The sequence below is a fragment of the Aeromonas sp. JL9 genome, assembly GCF_024436075.1.
Taxonomy (GTDB): Bacteria; Pseudomonadota; Gammaproteobacteria; order Enterobacterales; family Aeromonadaceae; genus Aeromonas; species Aeromonas veronii.
Map to the genome: position 1 here is coordinate 159,436 of NZ_JANFNV010000007.1, position 18,115 is coordinate 177,550.

Sequence of the window (18,115 nt, forward strand, 5' to 3'; positions counted from 1 at the left end):
GGCCGAAGCCGGAGTGGATTTAGGTGAGAGCGCTGTGGGAGGCAGCGTCTCAACGACTGGCCTCATCACGGGCTTGGCTCATCTTGCCAGCCAGTGCCTTGAGTGCCTCATTGGCAAAAATATCTTCCAGATCAGCGGAAAGCTTGCGGCGCCAGTTGGGGTATTCGTAACTGGTGCCCGGTACGTTGACCGGCTTGTCCATCTCCAGCCAATCTTCCAGCTGGGTACTGAACAGGGCACAGCTGCCGCGGGACATGTGGATCTGCAGACCGTGGTTGAGTTCGGTGTTCATGCCGACCCAGTTCACGTCATGACTGATGTTGTCAGAGATGACCTTGTGGGCATGCAGGCTGTCGAGGATCCGCTGTTTGGCCTGGTGACGATCAGCATACAGAGTCTTCAAAACATCTTCATCCGGATACAGACCCAGTTGACGGCCGAGCGCCAGATCATCGCAGTGCCAGAAGCCCTTGAGGGTCGGCATGTCGTGGGTGGTCAGGGCCGACATCGCCTGCTCTGTGTAGTGTGCCGGGGAGATAAAGCCGCCATCTTCCTTGGAGCGCTCGAAGAAGAACACCTTGTAGGAGTGAACGCCGTTCTCTTTCAGGGTCACGTCGATCCCCTCCGGTACGGTGCCCAGATCCTCGCCGATCAGCAGGCACTGATTACGGTGGGATTCGAGGGCCAGAATGCCCAGCAGATCGTTGACCGGATAGTAGATGTAGGCGCCCTTGGCGGCGGACGCTCCGGGCGGTACCCACCACAGGCGCAGCAAGGCCATTACGTGGTCGATGCGCAGAGCGCCACAGGAGCGCATGTTGGCACGGAACAAGTCCACCATCGGCTGATAGGCCGCTTCGAACAGCTTGTTCGGGTTCATCGGGGGCAGGCCCCAGTTCTGACCGAGCGGGCCGAGGATATCGGGCGGCGCACCGACCGAGGCTTTCGGGCAGTAGAGATCCTGGTTGGCCCAGATCTCGGTGGAGCCTTCGGAGACGCCCACCGCCAGATCCCGATAGATCCCCATCACCATGCCGGCAGCCTTGGCGCGGGCATCGGCTTGCGCCAGTTGTTCGTCAGCCAGGAACTGCAGATAGAGGTAGAAGTTGACATCTTGCGGGTGCTCGGCCATCCAGGCGGCAACGGCAGGATTGTGGTAATCGCGCAGTTCCTGCGGCCATACCGGCCAGCCCCAGGCATTTTCGCCTTTGGCATAGAAGTGGGCCTGCAGGGCATCAAATGCTGCCTGCTGTTGCAGGCTGTCGCTACCGGCGGCCACGAAGGCATCAAAGGCGGCCTGACGCTCGGCGCTCAGGGTGGCTTCATCGAACACCTGACGCAGCATGCCGAGTTTGGTCTGGATCACGCCGGTGTAATCGACGTTCTCTTTGGCGCGCAGATCGGCCAGATGTTGCTGGAAGGCAGGGCTCGCCACTTCCGCCTTCAGGCGAGCGCTCTGCTGGAATTCGGGCACCGCTTCCACATTGATATAGGCCACGTTGAGCCAGCGACGGGAAGAGGGGCTGTAGGGACTGGCGCTCTCCGGATTGGCCGGATAGAGGGCGTGGATAGGGTTGAGGCCGACGAAGTGGGCCCCCCAGGCGGCCGCTTTCTCAACCAGCTGGCCCAGATCGCTGAAATCACCGATACCCCAGTTGTGGCGGCTGCGCAGGCAGTAGAGCTGCACGCTGGGGCCCCATACCTTGCGGCCATTGGCAATCGGCGCCTGCTTGTAGCACGCCTTGGGGGCAACGATGAGGCGCATGGTGGCCAGCGGCTCGTCATTGCCCTCTTCCAGCAGCACCAGCTGGTGATAACCCAGCTCAGGGGCCATATCCAGCGTGACGCGATAGGCCTGGCACTCCATCTCTTCAAATTCGGCCACGCCGACCAGCTCACCCTCGATGGGGGTGAATTGACCGGACAACACAGCACCCTGCTCCTGCTGGAGCTGCCAGGTGAGGGCGTCGTTGACGAATTCGATGGGGAGGCGAACCTCAAGGGTAACGGCGTCGCCGGTGCGAACCACCATCACAGGATCCAGCGCCCGCAGCCAGTGCTGGCGATGCTCCTCTTCCAGCTGCTGCACCAGTGCGGCCTCGTCATCGACGCGGTAGCCCATGGCGCCCAGCATGGCGGCCTTGCTCTCTTCTGATACCTGGGCCGGGTGGCCCCAGGCATCGACATACTCGCTGGCGATACCTTTTGCGGCAGCCAGCTGTTCAATCAGGGTGGTCATAGTTTGAGAATTCCCGCTGTGGATTCTATCTATACTATTTTGTTTGATTTTTATGGGGTGGTACTTGAACAGTGGCTCTTTGGCCATGCTAAACCGCGCACATTTTTACATATCTCTGTGAATGGTTGTGTGACCGAGTAGGCACTATTGTTGATATCTGCGCGATGCCACGATCTGGCACTTTTTTCGTCAAAACGTGGTAATCAGTTACATAAACAGAAAATTAATTTCACAGTTTTTCATGATATAGCGCAATTTCAGACAGAATGTTGGTTGACTCACCGGAGAGTTCTAGTAAATTTACAAGCGGAATTTTCTTTGACTACTGAACAGTTAGGTAACTAAATATGACTATCAAAGTAGGTATTAACGGTTTTGGCCGTATCGGTCGTTTCGTATTCCGTCTGGCTTGCGAGCGTGCAGACATCGAAGTTGTTGGTATCAACGACCTGATCGATGTTGACTACATGGCTTACATGCTGAAGTACGATTCAACTCACGGTCGTTTCAACGGTACCGTTGAAGTTAAAGACGGCAACCTGGTTGTAAACGGCAAAACCGTACGTGTTACCGCTGAGCGTGACCCGGCCAACCTGAAGTGGGGCGAAATCGGTGTTGACGTTGTTGCAGAAGCTACCGGTCTGTTCCTGACCGACGAGACTGCTCGTAAGCACATCGCTGCTGGTGCCAAGAAAGTTGTTCTGACTGGCCCGTCCAAAGACGCTACCCCGATGTTCGTAATGGGTGTTAACGACTCTACCTACGCTGGCCAGGACATCGTTTCCAACGCTTCCTGCACCACCAACTGCCTGGCCCCGATCGCCAAGGTTCTGAACGATACCTTCGGTATCGAGTCTGGCCTGATGACCACCGTTCACGCTACCACTGCTACCCAGAAGACCGTTGATGGTCCGTCTGCCAAAGACTGGCGCGGTGGCCGCGGTGCGGCTCAGAACATCATCCCGTCCTCTACCGGTGCTGCCAAAGCTGTTGGCGTAGTTATTCCGGAACTGAAAGGCCTGCTGACCGGTATGGCTTTCCGTGTTCCGACCCCGGACGTGTCTGTTGTTGACCTGACCGTTAACCTGAAGAAAGCTGCCACCTACGCAGAAATCTGCGAAGCGATGAAAGCTGCTTCCGAAGGCGCTATGAAAGGCGTTCTGGGCTACACCGAAGACGAAGTTGTATCTACCGACTTCCTGGGTGAGCGTCAGACCTCCGTATTCGACGCCAAGGCTGGTATCCAGCTGAACGACAAATTCGTTAAAGTTGTATCCTGGTACGACAACGAAATGGGCTACTCCAGCAAAGTTCTGGACCTGATCGCTCACATCTCCAAGTAATTTGGGATGCGCAATCGCGTAGCTTGAAAAAGGCGGCCATTGGCCGCCTTTTTGTTTTTCGGTTTCCCCTGATGACAGGAGTCCACATGCAATCCATTCGTCCCCTGACAGCCAATTGCAAGCTTGCCAACAATGCGGCCGGTCTGCCGGTTCTCACCATCAACAACGACTATGCCAAGGCAGAAATCAGCCTGTTTGGCGCCCATGTGCTGAGCTATCAGCGTCATGGCGAGCCGGCCTCCATCTGGCTGAGTGACAAGGCGGTGCTGGATGGCAGCAAGCCTGTTCGCGGTGGTATCCCGATCTGCTGGCCCTGGTTTGGCCCGGCGCCCGCCCGCGTCGGTAGCGGCAAGCCCTCCCACGGTTTTGCCCGTACCACCCTCTGGATGCTGGACGGGGTCTCCGATCACGCTGACGGCACGCTCGTTCATCTCTCCCTGCGCGACAGCGATGCGACCCGCGCCCTGTGGGATCACCCCTTCGAGCTGGAACTGGACGTGCTGGTTGGCAAAGAGCTTTCGTTGGTGCTGACCACTCGCAATACAGGTGCTCAGCCGCTGACTTACAGCGGTGCGCTGCACACCTATTTGCAGATCAGCGCACCGGAGGCGGTGAGCGTGAGCGGTCTGGGTGAGCCCTATGCCGACAAGCTGACCGGACAGGATGCCAAGCAGCAGGGTGCATTGACCCTGAGCGGGCCGCTGGATCGGGTCTACTGGCAGCCAGAGGCGCTGGTGAGGGTGCAGGATGGTGAGCGCGAGACCCGGGTTGTCAGTGGCAACCACGACAGCGTGGTGGTCTGGACCCCCTGGCTGGAAGGGGCTACCGCCATGGCCGACATGAGCGACGATGGCTATCGCACCATGCTCTGTGTCGAGGCTGCCATCGCTGGCGAGGCGGGTGTGACCGTTGCGCCGGATGAAGAGCACAGTCTCTCCACCGTGATCATCTGAGCAGGATGAGGTTCAGATAAATAAAGAGGGCTCCCGCGGGAGCCCTCTTTGCATCTCATGACGGCGGCAATCAGGCGTTGCCCTGGGTCTTGAACTTGAGTTCGGCGGCGAAATTGAGCATCCGATCGAGGGGGATCAAGGCTTTGACCCGCAGATCTTCATCGACATGGATCTCGTGGCGCTCGGCACCGTCGGTGAGCGCTTCCTTGATCGCCACCAGACCGTTCATCGCCATCCAGGGACAGTGAGCGCAACTGCGGCAGGTAGCGCCATCGCCACCGGTCGGTGCTTCCACCATCTCTTTCTCCGGACAAGCCTGCTGCATCTTGTAGAAGATGCCCCGATCGGTCGCCACGATCAGCTTCTGCTGGGGCAGCTCTTTGGCCGCCTTGATCAGCTGGCTGGTGGAGCCCACCGCATCGGCCAGCTCAATCACCGAGGCGGGGGATTCCGGGTGAACCAGCACGGCAGCGTCCGGATTCTGCTCTTTCAGCTCGCGCAGGGCACGGGCCTTGAACTCGTCGTGGACGATGCAGTGGCCCTGCCAGCGCAGCATCTGCGCTCCGGTCTTCTTCTCGATATAGGCGCCTAGATGGCGATCCGGGCCCCAGATGATCTTGTGACCCAGACTGTCGAGGTGCTCGACGATCTCGAGCGCAATGCTGGAGGTCACCACCCAGTCCGCCCGTGCTTTGACTGCGGCCGAGGTATTGGCATAGACCACCACGGTGTGGTCGGGATTGGCATCGCAGAAGGCGGAGAACTGCTCGATGGGACAGCCCAGATCGAGGGAGCATTCGGCCTCCAGAGTCGGCATCAGCACCCGCTTGTGGGGGCTCAGGATCTTGGAGGTTTCCCCCATGAAACGTACCCCGGCGACAATCAGGGTTTGTGCCTCATGATCGCGGCCAAAGCGGGCCATCTCCAGCGAGTCTCCGACGAAACCGCCGGTGGCTTCGGCCAGCGCCTGGATCTCGGGATCCGTGTAGTAGTGGGCCACCAGTACCGCTTTGCGCTCCTTGAGCAGCGCCTTGATTTCTGTGGTCAAGGTCGTTCTCTGCTCGGCACTCAGGGGAAGAGGTTTGGCCGGAAAGGGGTAGTCCATCGCGACTACCGGCGGGACACTGCTCAGTGCATTGCTCATTGCGACTGTTCCATCAACGCTCGGGAAGGCAAAAATTATAACCAGAAGCCTGCCACAAACCCATCAACAAATCGGGTGAAGCGCAAGTGGGCGAATATACTCAAGTAATTCGTTGTTATTCTGCCATAAGGAGTTGTCGCATGAAGCAACGTTCCCTCAAGTTCAAGTTGTTGTGCCTTACCATGGGGCTGTTTCTGCTGACCGGGCTGGCCATGACCCTGCTGCAATCGGCCTCTTTCAGCTCCCTTCGCAACATGGTGATGACCCAGACCAGCGATGCATTGGAAGAGGAGGTCTCCCGCAGCCTGCAGTATCAGGCGGAGCGCTATGCTATCCAGATTGCCTCGCTGATGCAGAACTCCTATCAGATCCCCCTGACCGTGACCGCCCAGATTGAAGCCGGTATGGCCAAACCGGAACTGCGCTTGTCGCGGCCCCAAGTGGAGTCTCTGCTCGGCAGCAGCCTGCAGCAGGCGAGCGGGATCAGCTCCATTTATGCCCAGTTTGAACCGGATGGCTATGATGGCGAGGATGGCAACTGGCTGGGCGGAGCCAGCCACTCGGTGGCAGGCAAGGGGAGTCTGGAGGTCTATTTCACCAAGGATCAGGGAGGGGCTGTCGCCCAGCAAGCGGTGGACGCCGCCGCCAGTGAGGCCAAGTTTGATACCTCCCTCAACGAGTTCGGCATTCGCAACAGCGAGTGGTATCTCTGTGGTCGCGATACCCGCCAGCCCTGCCTGATGGAGCCCTACCTCTACGAAATCAGCCCGGGCAACAAGATGCTGATGACCAGTCTGACGGTGCCCGTGCTGCGTGACGGCAAGTTTGTCGGGCTGGTCGGGGTGGATATGAACCTGCCCATTTTTCAGCAACTGGCTGAAAACCTTGGCAAGAGCCTCTATGACAACAAGGCGGATGTGACCCTGGTCAGCAAGATGGGGCTGATTGTGGGCAGCAACCGCTATGCCGACAAGCTGGGCCGTCCACTCAAGGAGGTGGGCCTGACCCTGCCTGACAGTCAGCCTGTCAGCAGCGACAGTGACTTTATTCTTCATCAGCCCATCCGGGTTGAGGCAGCCAATACCCAGTGGTGGTTGATGATCAAGGTGCCCAAGGCGCTGGCGCTGAGCAAGGCGCACGCCATCAGCAATGAACTGGGCACCCTGCTGGTGGATGCCCAGCGGCAGCAGATCATCGCCATGGGCGGGATTACCCTGCTGGTGCTGGGGCTGCTGGTCTGGTTTATCCAGACCATCACAGCGCCACTTTCTCTTATCAGCCGCCATGTGGGCCATCTCTCCAGCAACGAGGGGGACCTGACCCAGCAGATGGAGATCGACACCCATCAGGAGCTGATCGATCTGGGTTCCCAGCTCAATGCCTTCCTCGGCAAGCTGCGGGGCATGGTGCAAATGAGCAAGGGGATTGGTCAGCAGGTCTACCAGCAGGCACGGGAGATGAAACATACCGCCGACACCATGCGCAGTAGTCTGGATGAGCAGAATCTGGAGCTGGAGAGCGTGGTGAGCGCCATGCATCAGATGAGCACCACGGCAGTCAGCGTGGCGGGTTATGCCGAGCAGGCGGCGCAGGAGTCGGAAGCGGCGACCCACCACATCAATACCGCCCAGCAAACCCTCAGCAATGCCCGCAACGAGATCCATACTCTGGTCGGCGATATGCATGAGGCGGATAAAGCGGTGGCGCTGGTGGCCCAGCGCAGCACCAATATCAGCAGGATCCTCGATGTGATCCGCGCCATTGCCGAGCAGACCAATCTGCTGGCCCTCAACGCCGCCATCGAAGCGGCACGAGCGGGTGATATGGGCCGCGGCTTTGCAGTGGTGGCAGACGAGGTGCGGGCGCTGGCCAACAAGACTCGTGAATCGACCGACGAGATCGGCCAGCTGATTGGTAGCCTGCAGACCGAGGTGAGCAGCAGCCAACGTCTGATGAATACCGGCATCGAGCGCTCCACTACCACGGTGCAGGGCACCGAGCAGGCGTTCGAGGCGCTCAATCGGGTGGTGGCCCAGATCCAGCAGATCCACGACCACATCAGTCAGGTGGCTACCGCCGCCGAGCAGCAGAGCGCCGTCAGTGACGATATCAACAAGAATTTGATGCGGATTGGTGATACCGCCAACGTGATCGGGCAGGAGGCCAGCTCCAGCCATCAACTGAGCGAGGCGCTGGAGCAAGCGGCCACGGCGCTCGCCAGTCAGCTCGATCGGCTGCGTACCTGAGTGGCAGCCAGAGAGACAAAAGCCCGCGAGCGATCGCGGGCTTTTTTATGACTCGACGGCAGAGTTGCGTCAGTTGCGGGGTTCAACCAGCAGGATGTGGGAGTCGGCCCCGACCACCCTGACCTTGCTGCCCGCAGGCAGCGACTCGTCGCAGCGCACCGTCCAGACTGTGTCGTCCAGATGTACCCGGCTGGTGCCTTGGGCGACATCATCCAGCAGGGTCAGCTCGCGGCCCATATAGCTTTGCATCCGCTCGTTGATGGTGCTGGCGGCATCCTGACCCGAGTTGTCATGCTGGTGCTGCCAGCGCCACCAGGCCCAGGTGGTGAGCAGGGATTGCACCGCAAACAGCAGCAACTGCGCCTGCCAGCCAAAGGGCCAGATCAGCAGCAGCAGGCCCACTTCCAGCGCGGCGATGCCGGTCCAGAGCAAAAAGCCCACCGAGCCGAGCACCTCTATGGCCAGCAGCACGAAGCCGAGCCCCAGCCAGTGCCAGTGGGTCAGCCCCTCGAACAGGGCTGTCATGATTTGCCCGCCTTGCCGTCTTTGTTGAACAGCTCGGCCATGCCCGCCACAGAGCCAATCAGGCTGCCCGCTTCCAGCGGCATCATGATGATCTTGCTGTTGGGGCCTTCACCGATGCGGGCCAGTGCCTCGGTATATTTCTGGGCCACGAAGTAGTTGATGGCCTGCAGGTCTCCTTCCGCAATTGCCTGGGAGACCATATGAGTCGCCTTGGCTTCCGCCTCGGCTGCCCGCTCCCGTGCTTCGGCGGCGAGGAAGGCGGCCTGACGCTCACCTTCGGCTTTGAGGATCTGGGACTGTTTCTCCCCTTCCGCTTTCAGGATCTTGGACTGGCGCACCCCTTCGGCCTCCAGTACCTCGGCCCGCTTTTGGCGCTCGGCCTTCATCTGGGCGTTCATCGCCTCGACCAGTGCCAGCGGCGGGCGCACATCTTTAATCTCGATGCGGGTCACCTTGATGCCCCAGGGGGCGGTGGCGGCATCCATGGTGCGCAGCAGCTTCTCGTTGATGGTGTCGCGCTGGGAGAGCATCTCGTCCAGCTCCATGGCACCGAGCACGGTGCGCATATTGGTCATGGTGAGATTGCGGATGGCGCTGGTGAGATCGTTGACCTCGTAACCCGCTTTGCGGGCATCCACCACCTGCACAAAGCTGATGGCGTCGATGGTGACGTTGGCGTTGTCGCGGGAGATCACCTCTTGTGCCGGGATGTCCAGCACCTGCTCCATCATGATGATCTTGTGGCCGACCCGATCCACGTAGGGGATCAACAGGTTGAGGCCCGGGGTCAGGGTGCGGGTGTAGCGGCCGAAGCGCTCTACCGTCCAGTTGTAGCCCTGGGGCACTATCTTGATACCCGCGCTCAGAGTGGCGAGCACCAGGAACACGAAAATCCCTAGCACAATCAATGATTCATTCATCATTTAGCTCCTTATGAAACACAGTCCCTAGCCTATGGTCTGGCGTCAGGTACCACAAGTGACTTTGTACGCCTTTGTCATGAATCGGCTTTGCTAATTACCAAAAAGCATTAAAAAGCATTTTTTATTATTTTGAGGGATAAGCTGCCCTGCCTATAGTCGCCCCATATTAGTCGTGTTCCGAGGGATGGGCCGAAATGGATTATTTACCTATGTTTGCCAAGTTGGAAGGCCGCCCGGTACTGCTGGTGGGCGGGGGCGAGGTTGCCCTGCGCAAGGCGCGCCTGCTGCTGGCAGCCGGTGCCCGGCTGACCCTGGTCTCCCCGGAGCTTGAACCGGAATTTGCGGAATTCACCGGTCGTTTCACCCATCTGGCGGAGCGCTTCACCCCGGCCCATCTGGCAGGCCAGATTTTGGTAGTGGCGGCGACCGACAACCTCGAAGTCAACGCACTGGTTTATCAAAGTGCCAACCAGCTGGGGCTGTTCGTCAACGTGGTGGATGACCCCAAACGCTCCAGCTTTATCTTCCCCTCGATCATTGATCGCTCGCCGCTGATGGTGGCGGTCTCCAGCGGCGGCAAGGCGCCGGTGCTGGTACGCCTGCTGCGCGAACGGCTGGAGAGCCTGCTGCCGCGCCATCTCGGCGGGCTGACCGAGCTCTCCGGCCGGGTCCGTGACAAGGCCAAGCGGGTGCTCTCCTCTATTTCCGATCGCCGCCGCTTCTGGGAGCGCGCCTTTGCCTCCAACACCCTCGCCAGCCTGATTGAAAAAGAGGATTGGCAAGGTGCCGAGCAGTGGCTGAGTGATGGTCTCGACCAGGCGAAAAGCGAAGTGGGCGAGGTGGTGCTGGTCGGTGCGGGCCCCGGCGATCCGGGCCTCTTGACCCTCAAGGCGCTGCAACAGATTCAACAGGCTGAAGTGGTGCTCTACGACCAGCTGGTCTCCGCCGAGATCCTCGACCTGGTGCGCCGCGATGCGACCCTGGTATCGGTCGGCAAGAAGGCGGGCGCCCACAGCGTGCCGCAGGAGGAGACCAATCGCCTGCTGGTGGAGTACGCCAAGGCGGGCAATCGGGTAGTGCGGCTGAAAGGGGGCGATCCCTTTATGTTTGGCCGTGGCGGCGAGGAGCTGGAAGTGCTGGCCGACGAAGGCATCCCCTTCTCGGTGGTGCCCGGCATCACGGCGGCTGCCGGTGCCACCGCCTATGCCGGCATCCCGCTCACTCACCGTGATTACGCCCAGAGCGCCGTCTTTATCACTGGCCATTGCAAGCAAAATGGCCAGAAAGAGGGCAAGGAGCCCGACTGGCAGCAGCTCGCCGCCACCAGTCAGACCCTAGTCATCTACATGGGGCTGATGCGCTCCGAGCATATCCAGCAGCAGCTGGTGGATCACGGCCGAAGTCAAGCCACCCCCATCGCCATCATCGAGCGCGGCACCACATCCCGCCAGCGGGTGCTGACCGGCACGCTGGCCGATTTGGCGGAGCTGGCCAAACAGGCGGTGAGCCCTTCGCTTATCGTCATCGGCGAAGTGGTCGCCCTGCGCGATCGGCTCGCCTGGTTTGGAGAGCTGGGCGGCGAGCAGCAGCGCGCTAACCCGGATCTCGATGGCTGCGACCTCAAGCTGGTGCAGCTGGCCTGACCCGGAAAGAGATATTTGATGCGGCTGCCAGCGCGGCCGCGCACTGAACCAACCAGCGCCCCGAGCAGGCGCATAAGCAATGACCCGAGGACCAACATGGACCGTGAAAGATTGACGCACTTGCAGCAGCTGGAAGCCGAGAGCATCCATATCATCCGCGAGGTGGCTGCCGAATTTGAAAACCCGGTGATGATGTACTCCATCGGCAAGGACTCCTCCGTCATGCTGCACCTGGCCCGCAAGGCCTTCTATCCGGGCAAGATCCCGTTCCCCTTGCTCCACGTCGACACCGACTGGAAGTTCAAGGAGATGATCAAGTTCCGCGACGAGACCGCCAAAAAGTACGGGCTGGATCTGATCGTCCACAAGAACCCGGATGGCCTCGCCATGGGCATCAACCCCTTCGTGCACGGCAGCGGCAAGCACACCGACATCATGAAGACCGAGGGGCTCAAGCAGGCGCTCAACAAATACGGCTTCGACGCCGCCTTCGGCGGTGCTCGCCGCGATGAGGAGAAGTCCCGTGCCAAGGAGCGGGTCTACTCCTTCCGCGACAAGTCCCACCGCTGGGATCCTAAGAACCAGCGCCCAGAGCTGTGGCGGGTCTACAACAGCCAGGTCAACAAGGGGGAGAGTATCCGGGTGTTCCCGCTCTCCAACTGGACCGAGCTGGATATCTGGCAATACATCTATCTCGAGAACATCGACATAGTGCCGCTCTACTTCGCGGCCATGCGTCCGGTGGTGGAGCGCAACGGCATCAAGATCATGGTGGATGACGAGCGCATGCCGCTCACCGCCGAGGATGAGGTGAAGCAGGAGCTGGTGCGCTTCCGCACCCTCGGTTGCTACCCGCTGACCGGGGCCATCAAATCCGATGCCACCACCTTGCCGGAAATTATTGAAGAGATGCTGCTCACCACTTCGAGCGAGCGGCAAGGGCGGCTGATTGACCACGATCAGGCCGGCTCCATGGAGCAGAAGAAGCGTCAGGGATATTTCTAAGGAGTCGTCAGCATGAACAGCCATATTCAGACCGCCATCACCGAACAGGGCATCGAAGCCTATCTGCACGCCCAGCAGCACAAGAGTCTGCTGCGTTTTCTCACCTGCGGCAGCGTGGATGACGGCAAGAGCACCCTTATCGGTCGCCTGCTGCACGACTCCCAGCAGATTTATGAAGATCAGCTCAAAGCGCTGGAGTCCGACAGTCAGAAGCTCGGCACCACCGGCGAGAAGCTGGATCTGGCGCTGCTGGTAGACGGCCTGCAAGCGGAGCGCGAGCAGGGCATCACCATCGACGTGGCCTACCGCTATTTCTCCACCGCCAAGCGCAAATTTATCATCTCGGATACCCCGGGCCACGAGCAGTACACTCGCAACATGGCCACCGGCGCTTCCACCTGCGATCTGGCCATCATTCTGATCGATGCCCGCAAAGGCGTGCTGGATCAGACCCGCCGCCACAGCTTTATCGCGAGCCTGCTCGGCATCAAGCAGTTCGTGGTGGCGGTCAACAAGATGGATCTGGTGGAGTTCAGTCAGGAGGTGTTCGAGCGCATCAGTGCTGATTACCGCGAGTTCGCCAAGAAGCTCAGCGTCGACACCATCCATATCGTGCCGGTTTCGGCGCTGGACGGTGACAACGTGGTCAACCAGAGCGACAAGCTGGCCTGGTATCAGGGCGAAACCCTGCTGGCTCTGCTGGAGTCTGCGGATGTGATACAAAATGCGGAGCGCGAGCTGGAGCGTCATCCGGTGCGCCTGCCGGTGCAGTATGTGAACCGCCCCAACCTCGATTTTCGCGGCTTCGCGGGGACGCTCGCCTCCGGCATCCTGCGGGTGGGCGACATGCTGGCGGTGCTGCCGTCGGGCAAGGAGAGCACAGTCACCCGCATCGTCACCTTCGACGGGGATCTGGAGTACGCCCTGCCGGGTCAGGCCATCACCGTCACCTTCGCCGACGAGATCGACATCAGCCGCGGCGACCTGCTGGTGGATGCCTCCAAGCAGCCGCAAGTGACCCAGAATGTGCTGGCCCATATCGTCTGGATGGGGGAGGAATCCCTGCAACCGGGTCGGGTCTACGACGTCAAGCTGGCCACCAAGAAGAGTCGCGGTCAGGTGGAGGCTATCCGCCACCGCATCGAGATCAACAAGCTCGACGAGCTGCCTGCGAGCGAGCTCAAGCTCAACGAGATCGGCCTGTGCGAGCTGAGCCTCACCGACCCGGTGGCGTTCGACCCGTATCAGGAGATCCGCGATACCGGCAGCTTTATCCTGATCGACCGGCTGAGCAACGTCACCGTCGGCGCCGGCATGATAGTGGAAGGCTTGGCCGCCAAAGCGGTAAAAGGGCACTACAGCGAGTTCGAAATCGAGCTCAACGCGCTTGTGCGCAAGCACTTCCCGCACTGGCAAGCCCTTGCCATCGGTAACGACACAAGCAAGGAGTAAGCCCATGACCTGGCAACAATTCCTGGTGCTGGGTCTGCTGGCTGCTCTCGTGGCCCTGCTGATCCAGGGCAAACTCCGCCCGGCGCTGCTCTTCTCGGGCGCCGTGCTCATCACCTACCTGAGCGGGCTGGCGGACATCAACGCCGTGGTGGCGGGCTACACCAACAGTGCCCTGCTGACGCTGGTGCTGTTGCTGCTGGTGTCGCTGGCGGTGGAGAAGACCCGCATCATGAGCTGGTTCGCCAATCTGGTGGGCACGGGTTCATTCAACAAGGTGCTGGTGAAGGTGTGGTTCTCCACCGCCTTCCTGTCGGCCTTCGTCAACAACACTGCCGTGGTGGCCTCCATGCTGGGAGCGGTCAAACGCAACCCCAACCATGCGCCGTCGCGGCTGCTGCTGCCCATGTGCTTCGCGGCCACCTTTGGCGGGGTGCTGACCCTGATCGGCACCTCCACCAACCTGATCGTCAACAGCTTCCTCATCAAGATGGGGGCGCCGCCGCTCGGCATGTTCGACTTCTTTATGGTGGGGGCGGGCACTCTGCTGACCGGTCTGGTGGCCGTGCTGCTGTTTGCCCGTCACCTGCCGGAGCAGGATACCGAGATGAGCCGCGAATCCGGCTATTTTCTCGAAGCCAAGGTGGGCGCCGGTTCGCCGCTGGCGGGGCGCAGCGTCAAGGAGAACGGCCTGCGCAGCCTGAAAAGCCTCTATCTGGCGGAAATCATTCGCGGCGAGCAGGTGATCTGCCCGGTGCAGCCGGAACACGAACTGCACGAAGGGGATGTGCTGCTGTTTTGCGGCGATGTGGAGAGCGTCGGCGTGTTGCAGGAGATGAAGGGGCTGGATCTCTACGGCCAGCACCGCCTCAACGGCCAGCATCTGGTGGAGGTGATCGTCAGCCACAGCTCGCGGCTGGTGGGTCAGACCATCAAGGATGCCGAATTTCGCACCCACTTCGATGCGGTGGTGCTGGCGGTGCGCCGCGGCGAAACCCAGCTCACCGGTGGCCTCGGCCAGATTGAGCTGCACGCCGGTGATACCCTGCTGCTGGCCCCCGGCCCCCAGTTTGCCCGCAACAAGTCGCTGGGGCGGGAGTTTGTGGTGGTGAGCGGGCTGGAAGCCTCCACCCGTCTCGATGGCAAGCGCAGCGCCGCCGTGGTGCTGGGCTTTCTCGGGGTGCTGGCGCTCTCGGTGTTTGATCTGGTGCCGCTGTTCAAGGGCTTGCTGCTGATGCTGGTGGCGCTGCTGCTCACCCGCATTCTGACCCTGGACGAGATCCGCCGCCGCTTTCCGCTGGATATCTGGCTGGTGGTGGGCGGGGCACTCGCCATCGCCGATCAGCTGGAAAAGAGCGGACTGGCCAAGCTTATCGCCGACTGGCTGATGGGGGAGTTCAACGGTGCCAGCCCCATCATCGCCTTTATCGGTATTTATGTGTTTACGCTGGTGCTAACCGAGCTGATGAGCAACAACGCGGCCGCTGCGCTGGCCTTCCCCATGGGTTACCAGCTGGCGCTCAGCATGGATGTCTCGACCATGCCGTTTATTCTGGCGGTGCTGTTCGGGGCCAGCTCCAGCTTTATCCTGCCCTACGGCTACCAGACCAACCTGATGGTCTATGCCGCGGGCAACTACAAGATGCCGGACTACCTCAAGCTGGCCCTGCCGGTCTCGCTGGCCTATAGCCTCGGGGTGATTGTGATGGTGCCCCTGCTGTTTCCGTTTTAAGGCGTAAATGCCAATCAAGGAGTCTGGGATGAGCAATACCATGGCATCAGTGCGTTGTCGGCTGATAGCCCGAGGCGGCTCCCCGTGGTGCCGGACAGTTTAAGTTTTGAGGCGTGAGCGCCAAGCAAGGAGTGTTGGATGAGCAATACCATGGCACCAGCACGTTGTCGGCGGATAGTCCGAGGCGGCTCCCCGTGGTTCCGGACAGTTTAAGTTTTGAGGCGTTAGCGCCAAGCAAGGAGTGTTGGATGAGCAATATCGTGTGGCACAAGCATGCCGTGGACAAACAGAGCCGGGCCGAGCTTAAAGGGCAAAAGCCACTGGTGATCTGGTTTACCGGGCTCTCTGGGGCGGGCAAATCCACCCTGGCGGGGGCGCTGGAGCAGGCGCTGGCGGCACAAGGCAAGCACACCTATCTGCTGGATGGGGACAATGTGCGCCATGGCCTCTGTGGCGATCTCGGTTTCGATGATGCCGCGCGGCAGGAGAATATCCGCCGGGTCGGCGAAGTGGCGAAACTGATGGTGGATGCGGGCCTGATCGTGCTCACCGCCTTTATCTCGCCGTTCCGTGCCGAGCGGGCGCTGGTACGCAGCCTCTTGGGCGAAGGGGAGTTTCTCGAAGTCTTTGTCGATGCGCCGCTCGCCGTCTGTGAAGAGCGTGACCCCAAGGGGCTATATAAAAAAGCGCGGGCCGGCGAGATCCGTAACTTCACCGGTATCGACTCCGCCTATGAGGCGCCGGAGCAGCCGGAAATCCATCTGCTCAACGCCGGTAAACCGGTGGAAGTGTTAGTGGATGAGTTGCTGACAGCCCTGCGGCAGGGGAACTACCTGTAGCTGGATCGGAAGAACGTACAACAAGAGTCCGGCGGCCCTTAAGCTGGCCACCACAGGCGCTGATGGACAGGTGGCCGCCACTATAAGCAAAAGTTGAGTCATTATCGGAAAACCCATAAATCCAGCTTATAGTGGCCCCGACAAGTCTTGAGCCACTCCAAAGCGGCCGATATAACTCCTGCAAGGTGATCTTCCGATCCTTGCTTATATCGCGGCGGGGTTATTCGCGATTGTCCGAATACGCTGCGCTATTCGAACCTACGGGCTGGCACGGTGAGGAAAGTGGATTATGTTATTGATTGCTCAGTATATTATTAACCTTGTTAAACCCCCAAGCTTCCGTATCATCAAGAAAATCATTTATATTCGAAACTATTCCTGCAGCTTCAAATACTCGGTAGACAATTGGCATTGAAAATATGTATGGAGCTGGCTGATAATCTTCATAGGAATCGAAATTAATGCTGTCTATTGAGTTTTTATGAAAAAACATATTATTTTCATGAGGTTCCTGTGGTACGACAATATTTCGGTCTATGGTTAAAGGAATAGAGTATTCGCTAGCTCTTTCAATAAACCTTTTTGAGTCTACGAATGGAGATGTATGGAATACATTTCTGAGTGTGAAGCATGAATAAATATCTCGCTTATCTTCTGTTATTTTCAGCATGTGAAGATAACAATTTGCTAACGAAGCCACAGCTTGAACAAATATTGAATAATCAACAATCTTGATTTTTGAGTAGCCAGCCTGATAGGCAAGCCTACAGTAGTCATGTCCATAATTATTTCTATCATGGGTTTTAATAAATCCTTCGAAGTCAAAAAAATTCAAAGGAATGTCAAATCTAACTACACCATTATGCCACCATCTCAGAGTAAGTGTAGCTAGGCTTGGATCGTTACCATCTATTTGTCGAGCAATAAAACCATCAGTTGTGCAGTTAATTCCCTGCATTGGTGCATGTACACCAAAAATATTTTTATTAGTATTTCTTACAATATTTGAAAACTCGGCAAACGATAAGCTTTTAGAAGGTCCTAATTGTCCTTGAGCAGGTTTTAAATAAATATGGGCCCACGTTGTTTCTGATTGGCTAGATGGGAGCGTTGGGATATTCGTTAAAAATTCAGTGATTTTATTTTTCTTGTTGTTACCACGTTTCCATAAGTCGTCAAGTATATATCGATCCGTTTCTTCTTTTGGCTTGGACTGATCTGCTAGTCGTCTATATATTCGGCCAGAAGAATGAATGTGTGGAGTATTATGACTCATGGGAATACCAATGATTAATATTGATTTACCTTCAGCCAGTCCAATTTCCTCGAGTGGCCCATCTATTGCTTTCTCCTCATATAAAACCTCTGGGTTAATATGTGCGGAAGATGCTTCACGGATATCCCTAGAAACTTTTTCCAAGTCGGATTTTGTTATTCCAACAAATTCCGCTGCTGTTCTACTTCCATCAGAGCTTTCATTAACACCAATGATCAACCAGCCGCCGTATTGATTAGCAAAAGCTGATATATGCTTTGCGAAATCAATGATCTTCAGACCTTGAACCTTGTAATCAATATACCATCCCTCTGATACGTTCTTTAATAAAAGCAGGTCTTCAATATCAATGTCTTCAAGATTTTTCTTAAATGGATAGTAAGAATAATTCAACAATTTCAACCCCTTAAAATAGCATTGATTAGCGAGTGGTTTATAAGTGGTATTAATGTGTGGAGCTTAAGTAAATGTATGGCGAAAACATCACCTATAGAGAGTTGAGAGTGTTTTTCCTTGCTATATACGATGCTTTAAATAATTAATCTTATATGTTGGGATAAAATCCTAGGCTGGTGCTAAATGCAGAGAAGCCCAACGTTTACCACGAACATATCTGCAAATTTGTTTTACCGAACGACCCAATCCATGTTTATCCCGCTCTGGTTGAGCTGAGCATGCTTGTCTGTTGGGCTTCGCTACGCTCTGCGCCAACTTACAAAAATGTAGTGGTCAACTAAATCCGGACACTTGGTTAGGCCGAACCTCGGCTTTTGCTGGCGGTATCCCGTCATTGTATTG

Annotated in this window: 13 protein-coding genes; 8 read left to right on the top strand and 5 right to left on the bottom strand. The window is 58.0% G+C overall.

Annotated elements, in window-relative coordinates; translation table 11 throughout:
* Nucleotides 1-49: 49 nt before the first annotated feature.
* Nucleotides 50-2,239 carry a 4-alpha-glucanotransferase gene (gene malQ / locus NOM06_RS08080; protein WP_255910982.1) on the bottom strand — a complete coding sequence of 730 codons (2,190 nt, stop codon included), beginning with the start codon at nucleotides 2,237-2,239 and terminating at the stop codon, nucleotides 50-52.
* Between the two features lie 347 nt (nucleotides 2,240-2,586).
* Between malQ and gap the strand changes: the two genes are divergently transcribed.
* Together gap and NOM06_RS08090 are read left to right on the top strand one after the other, a co-directional pair.
* A complete protein-coding gene (gene gap, locus NOM06_RS08085; RefSeq protein ID WP_005335708.1) occupies nucleotides 2,587-3,582 on the top strand; it encodes a type I glyceraldehyde-3-phosphate dehydrogenase in 996 nt (331 codons plus the stop codon).
* Nucleotides 3,583-3,668: 86 nt separating this feature from the next.
* The gene (locus NOM06_RS08090) at nucleotides 3,669-4,535 is read left to right on the top strand and encodes a D-hexose-6-phosphate mutarotase (protein WP_255910984.1); all 867 of its coding nucleotides are present in this window, start codon (nucleotides 3,669-3,671) and stop codon (nucleotides 4,533-4,535) included.
* A 70-nt stretch (nucleotides 4,536-4,605) separates the two neighbouring features.
* Here the strand turns inward: NOM06_RS08090 and nadA are convergent, their stop codons facing one another.
* The gene (gene nadA, locus NOM06_RS08095) at nucleotides 4,606-5,679 is read right to left on the bottom strand and encodes a quinolinate synthase NadA (protein WP_162511717.1); all 1,074 of its coding nucleotides are present in this window, start codon (nucleotides 5,677-5,679) and stop codon (nucleotides 4,606-4,608) included.
* A 140-nt stretch (nucleotides 5,680-5,819) separates the two neighbouring features.
* On the opposite strand from nadA, the gene NOM06_RS08100 reads away from it, so the two are divergent.
* Nucleotides 5,820-7,925, top strand: coding sequence for a methyl-accepting chemotaxis protein (locus NOM06_RS08100; RefSeq protein ID WP_255910986.1), 2,106 nt, complete (start codon nucleotides 5,820-5,822; stop codon nucleotides 7,923-7,925).
* Between the two features lie 69 nt (nucleotides 7,926-7,994).
* Here NOM06_RS08100 and NOM06_RS08105 read toward each other — a convergent pair whose 3' ends face one another.
* Together NOM06_RS08105 and NOM06_RS08110 are read right to left on the bottom strand one after the other, a co-directional pair.
* On the bottom strand, nucleotides 7,995-8,450 hold the full coding sequence (locus tag NOM06_RS08105) for an NfeD family protein (RefSeq protein ID WP_255910988.1): 456 nt from the start codon (nucleotides 8,448-8,450) through the stop codon (nucleotides 7,995-7,997).
* Nucleotides 8,447-9,370 (bottom strand): SPFH domain-containing protein, encoded by a 924-nt coding sequence (locus NOM06_RS08110; protein ID WP_255911003.1) that lies wholly within the window; start codon nucleotides 9,368-9,370, stop codon nucleotides 8,447-8,449. The genes NOM06_RS08105 and NOM06_RS08110 overlap by 4 nt, the downstream gene beginning before the upstream one ends.
* A 197-nt stretch (nucleotides 9,371-9,567) precedes the next feature.
* Between NOM06_RS08110 and cysG the strand changes: the two genes are divergently transcribed.
* The 5 genes from cysG (at nucleotide 9,568) to cysC (ending at nucleotide 16,041) form a co-directional block, all read left to right on the top strand.
* Nucleotides 9,568-11,016 carry a siroheme synthase CysG gene (cysG, locus tag NOM06_RS08115; RefSeq protein WP_013723474.1) on the top strand — a complete coding sequence of 483 codons (1,449 nt, stop codon included), beginning with the start codon at nucleotides 9,568-9,570 and terminating at the stop codon, nucleotides 11,014-11,016.
* 72 nt (nucleotides 11,017-11,088) lie between these two features.
* Nucleotides 11,089-12,021, top strand: coding sequence for a sulfate adenylyltransferase subunit CysD (gene cysD, locus NOM06_RS08120; protein WP_370688913.1), 933 nt, complete (start codon nucleotides 11,089-11,091; stop codon nucleotides 12,019-12,021).
* A gap of 12 nt (nucleotides 12,022-12,033) precedes the next feature.
* Nucleotides 12,034-13,473 (top strand): sulfate adenylyltransferase subunit CysN, encoded by a 1,440-nt coding sequence (gene cysN / locus NOM06_RS08125; protein ID WP_255910992.1) that lies wholly within the window; start codon nucleotides 12,034-12,036, stop codon nucleotides 13,471-13,473.
* 4 nt (nucleotides 13,474-13,477) lie between these two features.
* Nucleotides 13,478-15,202, top strand: coding sequence for an SLC13 family permease (locus NOM06_RS08130; RefSeq protein WP_005354701.1), 1,725 nt, complete (start codon nucleotides 13,478-13,480; stop codon nucleotides 15,200-15,202).
* A 248-nt stretch (nucleotides 15,203-15,450) separates the two neighbouring features.
* On the top strand, nucleotides 15,451-16,041 hold the full coding sequence (gene cysC / locus NOM06_RS08135) for an adenylyl-sulfate kinase (RefSeq protein WP_255910994.1): 591 nt from the start codon (nucleotides 15,451-15,453) through the stop codon (nucleotides 16,039-16,041).
* Nucleotides 16,042-16,333: 292 nt separating this feature from the next.
* Here the strand turns inward: cysC and NOM06_RS08140 are convergent, their stop codons facing one another.
* Nucleotides 16,334-17,713, bottom strand: a complete 1,380-nt coding sequence (locus tag NOM06_RS08140) for a helix-turn-helix domain-containing protein (RefSeq protein WP_255910996.1) — start codon at nucleotides 17,711-17,713, stop codon at nucleotides 16,334-16,336.
* Nucleotides 17,714-18,115: the final 402 nt, after the last annotated feature.

What these genes read in the sequence shown, in the direction of transcription:
- cysC (WP_255910994.1), top strand. Translation starts at nt 15,451, where the DNA reads ATGAGCAATATCGTGTGGCACAAGCATGCCGTGGACAAACAGAGCCGG.
- NOM06_RS08090 (WP_255910984.1), top strand. Translation starts at nt 3,669, where the DNA reads ATGCAATCCATTCGTCCCCTGACAGCCAATTGCAAGCTTGCCAACAAT.
- NOM06_RS08105 (WP_255910988.1), bottom strand. Translation starts at nt 8,450, where the DNA reads ATGACAGCCCTGTTCGAGGGGCTGACCCACTGGCACTGGCTGGGGCTC.
- cysG (WP_013723474.1), top strand. Translation starts at nt 9,568, where the DNA reads ATGGATTATTTACCTATGTTTGCCAAGTTGGAAGGCCGCCCGGTACTG.
- NOM06_RS08100 (WP_255910986.1), top strand. Translation starts at nt 5,820, where the DNA reads ATGAAGCAACGTTCCCTCAAGTTCAAGTTGTTGTGCCTTACCATGGGG.
- gap (WP_005335708.1), top strand. Translation starts at nt 2,587, where the DNA reads ATGACTATCAAAGTAGGTATTAACGGTTTTGGCCGTATCGGTCGTTTC.
- cysN (WP_255910992.1), top strand. Translation starts at nt 12,034, where the DNA reads ATGAACAGCCATATTCAGACCGCCATCACCGAACAGGGCATCGAAGCC.
- nadA (WP_162511717.1), bottom strand. Translation starts at nt 5,679, where the DNA reads ATGAGCAATGCACTGAGCAGTGTCCCGCCGGTAGTCGCGATGGACTAC.
- NOM06_RS08130 (WP_005354701.1), top strand. Translation starts at nt 13,478, where the DNA reads ATGACCTGGCAACAATTCCTGGTGCTGGGTCTGCTGGCTGCTCTCGTG.
- NOM06_RS08110 (WP_255911003.1), bottom strand. Translation starts at nt 9,370, where the DNA reads ATGAATGAATCATTGATTGTGCTAGGGATTTTCGTGTTCCTGGTGCTC.
- malQ (WP_255910982.1), bottom strand. Translation starts at nt 2,239, where the DNA reads ATGACCACCCTGATTGAACAGCTGGCTGCCGCAAAAGGTATCGCCAGC.